This is a genomic window from Okeania sp. SIO2C9 (assembly GCF_010672455.1).
GTDB lineage: Bacteria > Cyanobacteriota > Cyanobacteriia > Cyanobacteriales > Microcoleaceae > Okeania.
The window spans coordinates 25898-43014 of the sequence record NZ_JAAHGO010000075.1 but is presented as its reverse complement, the minus strand read 5'-3'; the positions used below and the strand labels follow the sequence as shown (position 1 = coordinate 43014).

At 35.4% G+C, this 17117-nt stretch carries 8 protein-coding genes and 1 pseudogene; 1 reads left to right on the top strand and 8 read right to left on the bottom strand.

Annotated elements, in window-relative coordinates; genetic code table 11:
- Positions 1 to 824: 824 nt before the first annotated feature.
- From F6K23_RS32960 to F6K23_RS32940, 5 genes are all read right to left on the bottom strand, one after another.
- A complete protein-coding gene (locus F6K23_RS32960; protein ID WP_293164113.1) occupies positions 825 to 5207 on the bottom strand; it encodes a response regulator in 4383 nt (1460 codons plus the stop codon).
- Positions 5208 to 5325: 118 nt separating this feature from the next.
- Entirely contained in the window at positions 5326 to 8430 is a 3105-nt protein-coding gene (locus F6K23_RS32955) for a methyl-accepting chemotaxis protein (RefSeq protein ID WP_293164111.1), read from the bottom strand.
- A gap of 146 nt (positions 8431 to 8576) precedes the next feature.
- On the bottom strand, positions 8577 to 9095 hold the full coding sequence (locus F6K23_RS32950) for a chemotaxis protein CheW (protein ID WP_293164110.1): 519 nt from the start codon (positions 9093 to 9095) through the stop codon (positions 8577 to 8579).
- 16 nt (positions 9096 to 9111) lie between these two features.
- Complete coding sequence (locus F6K23_RS32945) at positions 9112 to 9477, bottom strand: response regulator transcription factor (RefSeq protein WP_124143464.1); 366 nt, start codon at positions 9475 to 9477, stop codon at positions 9112 to 9114.
- Positions 9478 to 10122: 645 nt separating this feature from the next.
- Complete coding sequence (locus F6K23_RS32940) at positions 10123 to 11322, bottom strand: response regulator (protein ID WP_293164108.1); 1200 nt, start codon at positions 11320 to 11322, stop codon at positions 10123 to 10125.
- Between the two features lie 964 nt (positions 11323 to 12286).
- Here F6K23_RS32940 and hmpF point away from each other — a divergent pair.
- Entirely contained in the window at positions 12287 to 14026 is a 1740-nt protein-coding gene (gene hmpF / locus F6K23_RS32935; RefSeq protein ID WP_293164106.1) for a pilus motility taxis protein HmpF, read from the top strand.
- 121 nt (positions 14027 to 14147) lie between these two features.
- Here hmpF and F6K23_RS32930 read toward each other — a convergent pair.
- From F6K23_RS32930 to F6K23_RS32920, 3 genes and pseudogenes are all read right to left on the bottom strand, one after another.
- Positions 14148 to 14950 (bottom strand): annotated as a pseudogene (locus F6K23_RS32930) (IS5 family transposase).
- 99 nt (positions 14951 to 15049) lie between these two features.
- Complete coding sequence (gene tilS, locus F6K23_RS32925) at positions 15050 to 16081, bottom strand: tRNA lysidine(34) synthetase TilS (RefSeq protein ID WP_293164105.1); 1032 nt, start codon at positions 16079 to 16081, stop codon at positions 15050 to 15052.
- A 197-nt stretch (positions 16082 to 16278) separates the two neighbouring features.
- Positions 16279 to 16824, bottom strand: coding sequence for an NADPH-dependent FMN reductase (locus F6K23_RS32920; protein WP_293164104.1), 546 nt, complete (start codon positions 16822 to 16824; stop codon positions 16279 to 16281).
- Between the last annotated feature and the right edge of the window lie 293 nt (positions 16825 to 17117).

Here is a 17117-nt window from a genome sequence, read left to right as displayed (position 1 = left end):
TCAGTTATAAGCGATCGTCAGAACATAGAGGTAGTTGGCGATCGCCATCTTTTGGGCCATAAAATTTGAAGACTTCTACTGTAATGATTCTGGCTTTATTATAAGTGATCATCCGAACATGATATTACCTCCTGTCTCCTGTCTCCTGTCTCCTGTCTCCTGTCTCCTGTCTCCTATCTCCTGTCTCCTTGCTAAATTTATGAAGATACGATCGGGGGTTCTATAATGATCAACGGAATTATATTACTCCGAAACCAACAGATTTGATATTATATCAAATTCGCTTGGGTTCAGTATCAAAAAAATGTTCCAACCGATGCGCCATTGCCAAATCTTTCTCGATCTTCCCCTCCTGGGAAGGGTTAGGGGTGTGTCCCCAGATGAGCTGTTGCCTGTTGCCTGTTGCCTGTTACCGAATAATTAATAATTAATAATTAATAATTAATAATTAAATAATTCGCGCCTTGAAGCCTCCCCTTGGATAGGGGAAAAAAGCGGTCGTTTGCGGAGCAGTCCGTTAGGATGGGATGGCGAGGTCTCCTCACCATATCCAATCGACCAAGAAAAGGGGGTTGCACATTATGGAATGATGCTGCAAAAAATTGGCTCGGACTTTGACTAAAAAAACCATTAACTAATCATTTTAGTAATTCCCCAATTCCAAATTCAGGCATCCAAAATCTAGAATCATTCGTCACTGTGCAACGCCAAGAAAAGAAATAATATCTCCTGATATTCAATTCCGTAGCGGTTAAAACCCGAGGTAATTATCAATTATCCATTATCCATTATCAATTAATGAACTGTTGCCCCTCATGTTAAAATCAATGACCACCACCGCTAAATATATCTCCAACAGCTTTACCTTCTAGTATACTAATCGCCCCTTCTAATAGCTTATCTTCGATATATGGTTTGGTAAAGTAACCCTTTGCACCCAACTCAAATGCCATTTCCATGTGTTTTTTTGCACCACGAGATGTCAACATCGCCACAGGTAAAGTATTCAAATGAGAATCTTTTTGCATCCGAGATAATAACTCGAAGCCATCCATCCGAGGCATTTCAATATCACAGAATACCAAATCACACGGTAAACCTGCACGCATTTTTTCCCAGGCATCCTTACCATCCCTTGCCTGCTCAACTCGGTAACCAGCTTTACTAAATGTCATTGATAACAATTCACGGACTGTAATTGAGTCATCAACAATTAATACTGTTAACTCACTCTTTTGGTGCATAGGCAAAGATGCCTCATCTTCTTCGCTAGATGACCACATATTACCCTCATCTCGCCGTAGTCTTCCTGTTGCGAGGTTAATTAATTCAATGACATCTGCGATCGCGACAATATTACCATCCCCTAAAACTGTTGCTCCAGCAATACCTACAGGTTTAGGTATAGGACCCTCTAGTTGTTTAATTACAATTTCCTTCTGTTGTTCTAAAACTTGATCGACTTGCACCGCCAAAAATATGCCAGCAGAAGCAGAGCGCAAAACAACAATTGAAATCATATCTTCCTCAGCATTCATACCATATACATTACCGCGACGGAGATGACGATTATAAACCAGTAACTCTCGTAAGTGACGGAAAGGCAGCTTTGAGCCACGCCATTCTATATAGTTTTCCTCGTTTTCTCCTATTTTTACATCCTCCTTAGACACTTTAATCATATCTTCTACCCCATCCATAGGAAAAGCAATCCAGGAGCGATCGCTAATACAACATAATGCTTTCGAGATACTCAAAGTCAGAGGTAAGCGAATTGTAAACATTGTACCCTTACCAATGGTCGAGTCAATAGAAATAGTACCTCGAATTTCAGTTAAATTAGTTTTCACTACATCTAACCCTACCCCACGACCTGAAAAATTATCAGCCTTATCTTTTGTACTAAAACCCGGATGAAAGAGCAAATCATAAACATCAATGTTAGACATCCCCTGAGCTTGTTGTTGAGTAATTACACCTTTTTCGATCGCTTTCTTCTTGACTTTTTCGGGATTAATTCCCGCTCCATCATCTGCCACCGAAATCACCGTTTGATTACCTTGGTGAAAAGCACGAATTGTGATTTTACCTTGACGAGACTTACCTGCTGCTAGACGTTGTTGAGGCGTTTCAACTCCATGAGTTATGGCGTTATTAATTAGATGTTTCATTGGGTCAGAAAGCTTATCCTGAATCATTTTATCAATCAAGGTTTCTTTCCCTTCTACCTGTAAATCCACCTCTTTGCCACATTCCATCGAAATGTCTCTTACAGCACGAGGTAATAGTTGTACCGTCTGAGAAAAGGGTATCATCCTCGACCTAGTTAACCCTTCTTGCAATTGAGTTGTCACTTGTCGTAGCTGACGGGTTACTTGTTCTGCGTCATCAACCAGAAATTCGATATCAGAAGAGGACTCTCGTACTCGGACAATATATTCTATGGTTTCCTGAGCTAATAAATGGAAAGGAGTGAAATTTTCTACCCGGTCAAGGTCGAGAGAGTCTTTAAACCCTTTTTCTGCTACTTTTGCCACCGTACTTTCGGGCACTGAAGTAGTAGAATGATGTCCTTGACGACTGTCCCAAATTGCTCTTTCTAAAAGTGTTTTTTCATATAAGTCGTGCATTCGTTGTCCAGCATCACTGAGTAGCATTACCTGATGGAGCAGGTTATCTAGAAACTGGCGCATTCGTTCTTGACCTTGTTCTAAACTATTACGATTGACTACTAATTCACCTACTAAGTTACTGAGATTATCTAGTTGCTTTGCAGGTACTTTGACTGTTTGTTCTGGAGGGCGTCTATTTCGGCGAGGAGTATTAGTAGTAGAAGCTCCACTAGATTTATAAGTATCTATACTAGGAGTTTCTAATAATTTATCTAAGTCACTAAACGGATCTTCTTCTGGTAGTTTTGTTGTTATACTGGCAGTTTCATGGGCAGGAGTATTTTCTACAACGGCTGTATTTGATGTGAGCTTTGAATTAATTTCTGTAGCATTTAATAGTTTTTCTAGTTGTACAAAAATATTATAATTATGTAATTTTTCTCCATTTAGTATTGCTTCTAATTCAATAAATTCATATTCTTCTGATTCTATTTGATTTTTAGCTGTTAATTGTTGATTTTTTTCTGACTCTATAGAAGTTGTTTCACTCACTACATCATCTAACAACTGATTTAAGTCTGCATCATCTACAGTTTCAGGGTTTTCCACCGTAGGCCACAAATCTTCTAGATTTACTGAAAGTTCTGAATTTTCTTGAGGTTCATTATTGCTTTCTATTAAATTCTCTAATGATTCATTAGAATCTAAGTTAATAAAATCTAGGTTTGGATCGTCGAATAAACTATTTAAATCATTGTTATCATCTTCCCAGTTTACCTGCTCCACATTGATTGATTTTTGTGAGTCTGACAAATCTACATCTTCTCGATCAAATAGTTGAGAAAAACTGGATGTCAAATCATCTGATTCTATTTGATTTTCTTGTTGTTCATTTACTGTGTCTAAATCTTCAAACAGTGCTTCTAAATCGGCTACTTTTGAGTTTAAATCATTTTGAGTTTGAATTTGGCTTTGATTATTTTCTACTTTTACATCATTTTTAATTTTTTTTCCTTCATCTTGGATTGCCAATAAATCACTAAAGTCTTCATCTACCTCATATTTTGGGTTGATATTTTTAGGGATTGATTTGATATTTTTTTGCGGATTATTTTTTGGTAAATTAACTTGTAAGTCCCAGTCATTTTCATGGTTTTTGATATTTTCTAACTCTGCTAAATCTCCCTGATTTATAGCATTGAATAGGTCATCCAAATCTTCTGTATGTTTTGCTTGACTATTATCTATTTGTAAGTTAGTATTTTGCTTGTTAACATTACTCTTATTTTGTAGTGTATTTTCTTTACTGTTATTAAACAAATCTGACAAATCTTCGTCTACTGGAGTTAAAAATTTAAATGCATTGTGATTTTTAATTTTGGATGATTGTACAACTTCATTAACATCAAATAATAAGTCAGACAAATCACCAGAATCATCGCTCTCAATTTCAGATATTTGTAACTCCCCTGCTTCCAGATTACCTTTATCTAGTATTTCTTCTTCTTCCCAACTATAATCTAGTTCTGGTGTTTCTCCTTCAAATAAATCTGCTAAACTATTTAGTTCTGTTACTCCAACTTCTGGTCCTTGCCTTAATTCTTGTTTATCTCCTATTAAGTCATAGTTATTATTATCTATATCCGTAGCTTCTAAGCTATTAAACCAGTCATTTATAGACTCTCTTTTTTTAGTTAATATATCATTTTTGTTGTTTATTCCCTCATTAATGTTAGTTTGGTTTTGTTGATTGTTTATTTCATTTAACATATCTATTTCACCTATATTTTTGTTTAGATATTCTGCGTTTTTCGTTAAAATTTTTAAATTTTCATCTATCACTATTTCTTGCTCTCGATTATCTATAATTAATTCTTGAGCTTGTTTCAAATTTTTAATTATGTTATGAGCAAGAGTATAGTATGTATTTTCGGTATTAGCGATCGCTTTTTTGATCGCCTCTATTAATTCTAACCAATTTGATGACACATTTTCTTGTCTGCCCTGAGCTGCTAAAAAATCACATATATTTTTCAATTTATTCCTTGTACTGGCATCATCATGTTGCTTGAATAAAAGCAACATTTCTCGCATTTTTTCTGATACTTCTGCCATGAAAAAACTTTGTTTATCATCACTTAATTCTGGAATTTTTCCTACAATTATTCCCTGAGTTTCTCCTGCTAAATCATCTAGGTGTTCTTCTAACTCTTGAAATAGTGGTTCTAATTTCTCTAGTTTAGTTTTTTCTTCCTTTTCTGTTAAACCAGAGTTGGAAAGTTGTTCTAATAACTCTTGTAAAGTATCTAAAACACTTAAAAATAAAGATTCTAATTTATTATCTACTTCAATGGAAGTTTCTCTGAGGATTTTAAAGCTATCTTCTAATCTATGAGCAATATTTCGTACACTATTAATTCCTAACATAGCAGCCCCACCTTTAAGAGAATGAGCTGCTCTAAATAATTCGCTTAATAGTTCTTGATCTGCTATAGTATTTGGTAAGTTTAATATTCCATGTTCTATAGTATTGAAGTGGTCTTTGGCCTCCTCAATAAAATAGCCCATAATTTTTTGTGTTTGTTCTGTTTGCATATTTTTTATAGCTCTGGATTCAACGGGATATTTTTTCAACTACTAACTTTTGTTTTGCATCGATTGAAAAATATGCTGATAATTTATTTGTTCACATACGTTCATTAATATTTTGACTTTATTGCTCTGCTGGATCTACTCGGAAACGCTCTACTGAAGTCAATAAATCTCGAGCAACACCCACTAAATTTTGTAGGGAGCTATAAACTCGTTGAGATTCTTGAGAAGTTTCTTGAGCAGTCAATTCTACTGCCTGCATAACCTTTGATACTGATTGAGCTACTTCATTTTGTTCTACAGTATCTGCAGCGATAGAACGTACTAACACATCAATTCTGGTTGTAACTTGAACAATATCTTCCAGAGACTGCTTTGCTTCTTCTGCCAACTCCGTTCCTTTAATAACGTGCTGAGTTGCTTCTTCCATTCCAGTCATCACCCCTCCTGTTTCAGTTTGGATTTGCATCACTGTATGTTCGATGTTCTTAGATTCCTTAGCTGACTTATCCGCTAACTGTCGGACTTCATCTGCTACTACTGCAAATCCTTTCCCTGCTTCTCCTGCTCTAGCTGCTTCAATACTGGCATTCAATGCCAACAGATTTGTGCGAGAGGCAATACTAGAAATTGAACCTACAATCTTAGAGATTTCCTGGGTAAACTCTGATAAACGCTTAACTCTTCGAGTTGCATCTGCCACACCTTCTCTGATTTGCAAAATACCAGCTACAGTACGGTCTACTGTTTCCCCTCCTTTCAAAGCTAAAGCTGCTGCCGACCTTGCTACATCTTCAGTTTCACGAGCATTTTCAGCCACCCTTTGAATAGCATCGGTCATTACTTGCACAGACTGTAGAGTCGCTGCCAACTCTTCTGCTTGTCGCAAAGCATCCGTAGACAAACCCTGAGCAAAAGTCGCACTATCCATAGAACCCCTACTCACCTTCTGAGCAGCTTCTTTTACCTGATGTACAATTTCCCGCAAATTTTGAATTGTTAAATTAAACGAATCTGCTACTGCTCCCAACACATCAGCTGTAACTTCTGCACTAACAGTTAAATCTCCACGAGCTGCCCCTTCCACATCATCCAGTAAACGAATCACCTGCCTTTGTAAATCTTCTTTGGCTTGTTCATTTTCTTCTGCCTTCCTTTGAGCATCAGTGTAAGTTGCCTGAATAACCTTAGCCATATGGTTAAACTTGGCAGCAAGTTTACCAAATTCATCTTCTGAATAAACCGTTGCTCTAGCTTTTAAGTTCCCGTCAGCAATAATATCGAATTGAGTATGTAAATCTTTGTTAGCTCTTTCTATTTGCTTTGTTGTGAGACTACCAAGACCATAAGCAGTTAAAAAGCTACTGATTCCTGCGATACCTGTCATAATCCAACCAGTACCACGCAAATAAGAAATTACTTCTGTTTTTTGCTCTTGATACGCTCTGTAGGAAACAACATTACTGACAAGAGCTACTGCAATTAAGGATACTAATCCTGTTCCTATGGCTGTGTATAGTTGTTTTGTAGATAGGGAAGCATTTTCCCAGAATGCCAACCCACCTTGTTCAACCATTACACTTGTATCTACTGCCTCTCCTTTGATTTTACTAAAAGTTGGAAGTTGATTATCTATGGGGATAGTTTCTTCATTATCAATTGCGCTAGGATCAGTTCTGTTGTCAAACAAGGCTCCTGTTGTAGCACCTACAACCATTCCTGTGTCCATTGCTTCTATATTAGATGCTGCAGTACTCATATCGGGAGCTGTCATATCGGTCGGCATTTCCATCTCATCAGTTAGAGACCCATACTCTTCAAAATCACCAAATTCATCATCTTCTAGAAAACCATTTGCTTTTCTGCCTTTAGTATTTCCTTCTTCATCTATATCAAAAGCTTCGCTGAATGCTGCTTCATCAAATTCATTGATCTCAAAACTATCCAGTTTTTCTGTTGATCCTGTACCTACATCTTTTATATTATTCCATTGATTATATAATCCGTCTTCTAATTCATCTATTCCATCACTTATTTCACTTATTCCACTTATTTCACTAATATCTTCAGTTTCTTCCCATCCGAAACTATTATTATTTCCCGTCAACAAAGTAGCTTGATCTAAACTTGAAAAATTACGGTTATGGTTTTTATCTTCCGTTTCTGGAGTTATTCGTAAATGAGAATTACTGCTTTTTATGTTATTTGTTTGTCCAGTAATCATCCCTTCTGAACTATCTAAAATTTCATCTATTACGTTCTCAAAATCATCATTAAGTTCATCTAAGTCTAAGTCTTCTATTCGATGGTCTATTTCTACATCTGAATTATTTTTTATATCTTCATACTTTGTTCTGTCATCTTCTGCTACTTCTTCTTGCTGCTTGTTCCAAATTTCATCTAAGTCTTCATTCAAACTAAAGTCTGAAATTTTTTCAGATATATTTTCTCGGCTATCACTACTATTTAAAACAGCATCATTTAGCAAATTTTTGGTATCTTTATTATTTTCTATAGGTAACTGATATTCTGGTTTTTGGTCATTTTTACCAAAAGGTTCTCCATATTTTGTAAAATCATCTATATCTTCTAAATATTCATCTTTTCCATTACTAGGATTACCATTTGTGCTAAAAGGGTTATTTTCTTCATCTGTCAGTTCTAAATCATCTATATCTTCTAAATCTAATTTATCAAATTGATCAAAGTCAAAATTTTCTGTTATTAATTCATCGTTATTTTCATCCAGAAATAGTTCTTTTTCCGTAATATTTTCCAAGTCTTTTGCATCTAATTCTAGGCCGTTTTCATCCAGAAATAATTCTTTGTCTGCTATAGATTCTTGAGAGTTATAAATCTCTTCTTCCATAGCCACTTCATCCAGATTTTTCTCAAACTTAATACCTTCTAGAAATTCTTCCGATTCACTAGCAGCGGGATTATTTGTAATAAATTGTTCGCTATCACTTATACCTTGTTGAGCATAATTAATAAAATCTGGGTCGTCAGTTAGGTCTAAAACCGAATGATATTGTTCTGTTGCCACATCATATTGATGGAGTCCATAACAATATATATGACCACAAAGAAGACGAGCACTAGGGTCTTCTGGATAATCCTGAATTAAGTTATAAACTAAAGCTGCTGCTTCTTCATAATTACCCTGACTGTAGGCATCTTCTACTTTTTGATAATCTTGTAAAAAGTCTGTGCTGGATGATGTCATGCTGTCCCTCTCTCAATATAATTTTATTATTTTTTAGTTTTTTAATTTTATTGTTGACGGAATTGGGAATCAGCCTCAGTCAGAAATTTTCATATATAAACAACTCAATCAAACAATTATGTTGACTTACCAATTTTGACTTTTATTTAGGCTGCCCATCGAGCCGAACGAATAATTGCTTCTTGATCCAGTAATCTTAAAACCTGTTCTCCCTTTTCATCAAAAATCCACTCTCCTTTTAAGAAGGGAGCCATACCATCTGCAATATTTGTGGACATTTTTAGTTTCTTTTCGTCAAGCCACTCCATTTCCACAATTCTTTCAACTGCTAATCCTAATATAGTGTCTTGGTCTTCTACTGCAATGACAGGAATCTCAGATTTATCTGCATTGATTGGGACTTGATCTCCGAGGAATTGACCTAGATCGGCTACCCAAATTACTCGTCCCCTTAAATTTATCGTACCTAAAAGTAAAGGAGAAACATTTGGAATTACTGTAATACCTTCTGGAGATTGAGAGATAACCTCTCGAATATCCATTGCTGGTAAAGCGAACTCATTGCCTGAAGGTAGATAAAATCGCAGATGAAGTTCACCTTCAGGATTTTCTAGTTCTTGAATCCCCGTACCTTGGCCTGGTAAAAAGTCTTGATTGCCAACCATAGTTTTGAACAATTTCCTATCTTCTTAACAATTGTTTAACTGTTCCTACCAGTTCTGTGGGCTGAAATGGTTTAGCAATGTAAGCATCTGCACCTTGCTTTAAGCCCCAGTAACGGTCAAATTCTTCTCCCTTAGAAGAACACATAACTACTGGAATATTCTTAGTTTTAGGATCGGATTTAATCCTCCGACAAACTTCATAGCCATTCATTCTTGGCATCACAATATCTAGTACCACTATATCTGGTTTAGTATTCTTAAGTCGTCCCAAAGCTTCTACTCCATCATTAGCTACAGTAACTGCTAATCCACTATTTTTGAGAAGTTGGGAAATCATTTCTCTTTGGGTAACGCTATCTTCTACAACTAGAACTTTACTCATTTTTTTCTACCTGATAGCTTTGGTTTGGATTTATTGATAATTAAAACATATATATTTATTAACATTTTCTAGATTGGCTTTTTGCCCTAGCTCAATTAATTTAGATTTAGAACCAGCAATAAATATCTATATTGCTTCAAGATTTAACTTTCTGGTAAATCTGATTTATGATCACAGTATTGGTCTTTATTAAGTGGTTTTATCTACTTAATAAGTGAGTTTTTTGCTATAATAATTACCTAGATCGGTGTATATTTAGCCATGATAGTTATGTATAAATTCAATACATATTTTATTGCATACTATCTATTTATTACTTTAATTTGACAACTTAATAGTGGACAATTAATTATTATTCTCTTTAGCTTAATGCAATATAGTTGACCCAGAAACTTTGTCTGTATTAAGTTCCAGTATCAAGCTTTTTGGCCCGCTGACTAAAATTTAGATGGTAGCCAATAGTATTTCAAATGATATTATATTTCCTCTTGACAATCTTCTATAAAATATGTGTATATCTATAAGGTCTCAAATTTTCTTGTTTTTGTCTTTAAGTCAAAAGTCAAATTAAATGTAACTTTTGTCAAAAATATTGTCCTAACTCTAATCTTGAACAAATTATTGCTTTGATTTTCTGATTATGGATTAAGTATTTTGAAATTTTGAAAAAGTTTTGTCAACTTGATAGTTTATGGCTATTCCTGGTCCAATGTACTGTTCTACCAACATTAGTAATTCACTTTCTCCAAAAGGCTTGGTCAAGTAGTGCGTAGCTCCAACTATTCTGGCCTTAACCCGGTCTATAAACCCTTCTATACCAGTGAGCATAATAATCGGTGTTTGGCGAAATGCTGTAGAGTTACGTAGCATTGCACAAATTTCATAGCCATCTAGTTCAGGCATAGCAATGTCGCATAGAATTAAGTCTGGCTTCATCAGAAATACTTCACCTAATGCTTTGAGAGGATCGCTTAAGCTACTTGCTTTATAACCATTCTGATTGAGAATTGATTCAACCTTTTCCCGAATAATTACATCATCATCAATACACACCACTTTCTGAATTCTTGTTTCTGGTTGTAATGGCTTTGGTTTTTGATCGATTAGTTGCACTATCCCTTTTTGCACAAATGGATAAATGGCCTTAGCTACTGTTAATACATCTCTGTTTAGATATCTAGCAATTTGCTGCATGGATGTCTGGCCATCTGACCAATTTTTTAATCTATTATATATATGGGGTTGTAATGTTTTCTGTAACTGAGCTGGATCTGAAATGACTGGACACTGTTCAGCAGACTGAATATATGGAGAAAACTGATTCCACTCTTGTATCTGCTTCATGATTTTGGCCAACAATGAGCTGATTTCAAAGGTTGTTAACTGAGGTGTGAGAGCTGGACTAAGATCGAAGATAAATGATCCTCGGCGAAGACTTAGTAAATTAAAGAGAGTTTCACGAACCATATTATGTATAATTCCACGTCCCTGAGCTGGTGTAAGAATTCCTTTTTCAAGCATTGCCCATAAATATCCATATTCAGGTGCATGAACAGAGGCAAAAGAAGGAACTTTAATATTGTCAATCTCTTTATCTGCTTTGTAGCGACGTAAATAGTCTCTTAAACGAGATAAGCTACCCGCACTTTGGGTGGCATAGATAATTTGACCATTGAGAAAGAATACAAACCAAGATGGTTCTGTGGGGAAGTGGTGTTGGGGTTTGGCAACATTATTGTTAACTGGTGAGCTGTAAGATTCCACAAACAGTTCACCAGTTCGCTGACCTAACTCTATAAGTTGCAGGATGCTGCGGATATCAATTTCACTCAAATTTCCCTGCATGCAGCTTGTATATAACTTTTGATGAACAATTTATATATCTCGAGAAGATTAACATACCCTCTCATTTTTTCAAAAATAAGCAAGTATTATAATCAATGAAAATATGCCCTAAGAGAGTTAATTTTATCTTGGAGAAAAGAATTTAAACTATACTCTGACTTGACTACTTATGTTTCAAGCGCAGATGTCTAAATATCATAAGGCATTTGTGCATTAGTACCAGAGAACTATTAAATTTTATAATTTCTAAAATAGATCTAGCTAACATCTCTATTGTATTGCTACGCTTTATGTTAATTCTACAGTTGTTTTTAAAAGTAAACAAACTACATATTTATAATTATGGAACATGATTTTTGATAATCCTTAATTTTTCAAGTAAGTCATGGCCAACTTAAAATTACCTACCGATTATTTAAAAATCTGACAAGTTGGAGTTATATGCCTTGCTTTAATTATACTTTGATTCCTCACATTAGATAGAATCTAAACAAAGCAAAATTTAATTGAAGATATAGTTGATATGATTTATATTACTAAATTAGGTTTTTTATATAGCCACAAAAAATAATAAAAATATTGACTATTAAATTTAAAAAATACAATTATCAATAATATAATATTATAATATAAGTCATAATTAAACTATTAAACTAAATTGTGAAAAAAAAAATTCAGTTAAAAGTATATTGACTACAGTATTGGGTTGCCTATAAGCTTAAGATAATTGTATCTTAACTATCTGAACTTAAATATATTATATATTGATTAAAGTAAGGCACTATTTGGATACTACGATAAATTTATATGGTTGTAAAACTTATCCCAGAACTCACTTAAGTTAAAAAAAATTAATATTTCTTAAATTCAACAAGGCAGTATAGTAATGGTCTTTGCTTTACTGCTAACATAAAAAACTACAAAAATCAAGCTTTTAGCATAGAAACCTCAAGAGGATAACAGTGTGCTGTATTTAGCAGAAGTACAAAAAAGACCAAGTGGTTTTGGTCTAGGTGGGGGTAAAACTGATTTGAAGCTACTAGCCTCTCAGCGTGGTGAACATAATTGGGTGGCTGTACCTGGGGAAGAAGTTATTCCAGCTGATGAAGCTAAGGAATTTTCTCCTGGTTCATTAGTTTTAGTAGATTTGAACAATAGTAAGCAGGTCCAGCAAATTCAAGATGCTGCCCGTCAGTTGGTGAAAATTCTGCAAAATTTCTCTCGCTCTCAAGAAAAATCTAAAACACAATGGGAGGAAATTGAGCAATGGAAAGCTTCTCTAACTTTTCAGGCCCAAGAGTTGAATCGTAGAGAAATGGAATTGCAAGCTAAGGAAGAACAGCTTGAAGAACTACAAGCCGAAATTGATAGATTGGAGCAACAACGTCAGGAAATTAGTCAAGCTCAAGAAGCATCTCAGCAACTTCAGAAACAGATAGAAAAAAACCGAGAAGATTTAGAAGTCGCTCGTTTAGAATTACATAGACAACAAGAAGAGTTTAACCAAAATAAGGGGCAATTGTCTCAAGGGGCAGTTTTAGATGAAGACCAATCTCAGTATATTCGAGATTTACTGACTTGGTTGAATGAGGTGATCGCTCCGACAAATCTTTTGGGAGAAAAGTTAAGTCAGTCTTTAGAAATAGTTAGTTCTCAACAGGAAAGTATAGAGCAACATGGACAAAGGTGGAAAGAACTGTCAAATACTAATTCTAGCGAAGAACAACAGGAAGATATAGAAAGGTTGGTTAGTCATGTCCAAAATCAATGGGTAGAATGGCGACAAGACCGGGAGTCTTTAGCTGAATCGATTTCGGAATGGAGGTCACAACAAACTTTATTGGCAAGTAAGCAAGAGTATCGTCAAGTATTGAATAGTCAAATAGAGATACAGACACAACTGTATGAGCAACTGAGTCATCTAGCAACAGCATTGGAAAATGATGGTATTTCTCACAAAGTAGATGTTGAAGCTCTGGAAAAAATTTCTCTTAATGAGTTAGAGCAACTGGTTCAAAGTTTACAACAAGACTTGCAAAGAGACATGAGTTTTGTTAAAGACCAGGAAGAAGAATTAGCATTACAGCAGCAAGAAATGGATGCTTTGCAAAGAAGAATAGATCAAGCTACTGAATATGACAGAATTAGCTTAGAGTCAGAGCTTTCAGATGAACAAGACTGTTACAAAATGTTAAATGAATCTTTAATGGGTTCGCAAAGAAATCTTAAGGAAAGACAAGAAATATTAAGTCAGCATCAAGAGATTCTCTGGCGCAGATTGGGTAATTCTTCTGGCCAACAACAGCATGATAAGATAGATTTAAAGCCTACGTTATCACAGGTTGATGCTCAAAGGCAGCAGCTGACAGAGAATTTACAAAGTTTAGAAGCTGAAATTCAACAAATACAAACAGATATTGCCCAAAAAGAAGAAATTATTAATAGTAAGACTCAGCAACAAGAAGCGAAAAAAAATGAAATTGAACAACTAGAGTTGAGTTTACAGGAAAAGCAGAAGGCAAATTCACAAGGAGGAAATGAAGCTATTTATCAAGAAGTCTTATTACCTATGCAAGATTATCTTGAACAAGTCAGACAGCAACTAGAAGAAGTAGTAGGAGGAGTAAATCAAGTACAGGGTATAGGGACACAGGTTGAGCAGTTACAGCAAGTTCTTCAAAATATAATTGGTCAACTGGAATAATATAGGTAAAGGCAGAAGTAAAGTTTTGACGATCAACAAGTTTGAGAATGTAAGAATGACGTAATTAAACTTAGGGGGTGTCATCAATTAAGGAGGTTGACAAAATGGGTATTGTATGTTATCAGTCGATGGCGATCGCTATGCCAATAAAATAACTGAGGCTACCGGTAGGAATTCCTCCCAGAAAGTTTACGGAACGCTGATCATACCTTGTGGCGATATAGCTACCGCTATGATCCGCCAACGCTCGATACTGTTTGAGTTTGGCAAAGAAATTTTCAATTCAAAGACGTGCTTTGTACAATATCTCATCGTAGTTACGGAGTTGACGCGCGGTTTTTTTTCGGGGTAATCACTACCTCTATTCCTCTGTGGGTCAAAGGCATAATCACCCGATCCTGAGCATCGTAAGCTTTATCCCCCAATACTGCTTCGCTTCTACCATCGGTCACAAAACATCTGCTCCTTCCAAGATTGAAGTTTGAGGAGTAGTTAAAAAAAATGGGTGGGATTACCCAGGGCATCTACTACTCCATGTATTTTGGTGGTTAATCCTCCCTGACTATGACCAATATCTTCCTGTTCAGGGCTGCTGTTTTTCGCTTCTGCACTATGTTGATGAGCACGAATAATAGTTGCGTCGATCATGGCATATTCATTATCCGCATCCTCAGCTAAAGTTTGAAATACCCTTTCCCATATCCCTGAAATGCACCAACGACTAAAACGAGTATGGACAATACGAAAATCTCCGAATCGTTCTGGTAAGTCTCTCCAGGGAATTCCAGCTCTATACCGATATCAAACTGCTTCCACAAATAGACGATTGTCTTTTGCTGGCCATCAACCAGTTCCTTCACGTCCTGGTAGTAGGTTTTTGATCCTTTCCCACTGGTAATCCCGTAAACCATAGCGTTTAGTCATGTTAGAGAAGCTCTGATTTTTTTTGATTCTGCACGCTTAACCATAAGCATACTATACTCTCAATGTCAAATTTTTAATTGATCAAACACACTAGGTATTTTACACTAATAAAATCCAAGGATGTCGGACTTTGGCGATCGCTCCACCAGGAAATGGGTCTGTTTGAGAACGGTTAGGAGCATCAATTAGATTTGTTAGCTTTTCAATATGACTGAAATTAGGATGAATAGGTAAAACTTTTTGTAAAATACGTCTTATTACTCTTCTTTGTAATGCTAGAGGAACTTCGCGTAATACTAAACGGTTAATATATTTGACCTGTTGAGACTCAAGTTCAGAAATATTCAGATTATCTATATCTGTATCTATCTTTGTCACTTTCTCCAATAGCTTTTCTGTCTCATTTTCAAGATAATCTACTTCTGCGCTTAGTATTTCTGCGGTTTGTGCCAGTGCTAGTTCAGCTTGAGGATTAAACTGGCGTAGCATAGGAAATAATTCGAGGCGGATACGATTTCGAGCATAACGTAAGTCTTGGTTTGTAGAATCTTCCCAAATACCAATTTTTTGCTTTTGACAAAAGTCGCCTGTTTGACTACGAGTAATTTCTAATAAAGGACGTATGAGTAATAAAGAGGAATTTTCTGTCAGAGGACGTTGCCAAGTCAAAGCTTGTAGTCCATCAGTACCACTACCACGAATTAAATTGTATAGGAGAGTTTCTGCGCGATCGCTTGCTGTATGGCCAGTTACGATGTATGGACAATTCGACTCTAAAGCGATTTTACTTAATGTTTGATAACGCCATTTTCTAGCTTCTGCTTCACTTTGATAAACTTGGTCCGCTACTGCTAAAAAGAATGGCAGTTGCCAATTTGTTGCTAATTTTTTCACATAATTAGCATTAGCTTCTGAGTCTGGTCGCCATCTATGGTCACAATGAGCTATTGCTAAATACCAACCCCATTTTGATTGTAAATCTAACAGTAATTTAGTCAGAGTTATGGAATCTTGACCACCAGATACTGCGATTAATATTCTTTGGTTTTCTGGTAATAATTTTCGTTGACGTAATGTTTTATGTAGTTGGTCATGTAGTGGTGTCCAATTTTTATTTGCAAGTTGATTCACTAGGTATATAAAGAGATAACTTGAAATTAGGAAGAAAGAAGAAATTTTATTTTTTAAAGAAGGTTAATCTGGCAGGATAGTTTTTTTCACAACAGTTGTAAAGGAAGACTTTTAGTAATCAATAGTTATGCAAAGTAGTAGTCAACAATTTAATTGTACCATTCAAGATAATTTGAATAGGTTTTTAACAAGCAAAACTAACTGCAACCTCTAATTTTACAAGTATTCTCAACTAAACTTTGAGCAAATTTATCAAAACGTTCCGATATTTTTTCATTCAATAATTTACCATCACTAGAAAAAGCATTCCAAGCTTGACCAATCGCAATTTGTTCCGGAATAACCCAAGCATGAACCCATCGCAGAATTAACCGTAAATGATTCAGCGCATTACTATTTGATTGACCTCCCAAAACACTAATTAAACCTGCGACCTTTCCATCCAAATGTTCAAAACTCATCAAGTCAAGGGCATTTTTAATGACACCACTAACACTACCATGATATTCAGGTGTGGCCAAAATTAGACCATCAGCCTGCTTAACCGCTTCTCGGAGTCGCTCTACATCTGGATATTCTAAATAATCATCCTCACCATTACAAAAAGGTAGATTGAGCGATCGTAAATCCAATATATTCACCTCTACACCGAGAGCTTCTACTTTCTGAATTGCTATTTCTAGAGCTTGCTGACTATAGGAAGTAGACCGCAAACTACCTCCAATTCCCACGATTTTTACCATGATTTTTGACTAAATTGTAGTTTCTGTTATACCATACTTGTTATGAGATAATTTAAAATAAATAATTAAACGATGTGTCTAACTTGACAAGTTAATCTATTAATTAGGCTAATGAAAAAAGCCATAAATCAAAGGAAATTAACTTAAAATCATATTACTAATTTTTGTTTTGCAATTAGAGACTAGGAAAATTCAGTCTAAGTCATATTGCTTTAATCTATTTCTTTGAAACTCAGCCATTAAATCAAACGCCGTTAATTTTTGTGGATATTCTTTGGTTTTGAAATTTAACG